Source organism: Janthinobacterium sp. BHSEK, from assembly GCF_056174685.1.
Window position 1 is genome coordinate 1 of the sequence record NZ_JBWBYV010000204.1, and the last position, 710, is coordinate 710.

A 710-nucleotide genomic window follows, 5' to 3' on the forward strand; every position below is an offset into this window, starting at 1 on the left:
GCACCTCAGGCGAGAGCGGCAGGTCGATGTACACCAGCCCGTTACGGGTGGAAGGATCAAGCGTCGGTCCGACCATGCGCACCGTGCCGGATACGGTCACGCCGTTGGAGACGGTCAACGTCACCTGCTGTCCCGGCTTGATACGGCGCAGATCGCTGCCCGGCACTTCGGCCCGCCATTCGAGCCGGTTCTTGCGAATCAGCTTGAACAATTCCTGGCCCTGCGGCGCCACGCTGCCCAGGGTGGCGCTGCGCGCCGAAATCACACCATCGTCGGACGCCCGTACCGCAGTCTGGTGCAAGCGCACCTGGGCACTCTTGAGCACAGCCTGGGCCGACACTACCCGCGCCTTGCCGCTACGCTCGGCCGTGAGATACTGCGTCATCTGCTGCGCGCTGACCAGGCCGCTGGTGGCCAGCGGTTGGGTGCGCAGGACATTGGACTGCGCCTCAGCCAGCGCCGAGCGCGCTTCCTCGACCGCCGCCTCTTTCTGCTCGACATCGGCTGCCACAGTGGCGGCATCGAAGCGCGCCAGAATCTGCCCGGACTTAACGCTGTCGCCCACATTGACGCTGACTTCAGCCAGGCGCAGGCCGCTCAACTCGCTGCCAATAACCGCCTCCTGCCACGCAAATATGCCGCCGTTGGCCGACAGCACAACCGGCCAGTCGCTCGGCTGCGGCCTGGCGGTGGTGACCGTCAGCATGGCT

At 66.5% G+C, this 710-nt stretch carries 1 protein-coding gene; it reads right to left on the minus strand.

Annotation, left to right across the window (positions count from 1 at the left end):
* A partial coding sequence (locus AC0V2Y_RS28425) for an efflux RND transporter periplasmic adaptor subunit (RefSeq protein WP_475418463.1) occupies nucleotides 1-710 on the minus strand: 710 nt, incomplete at both ends.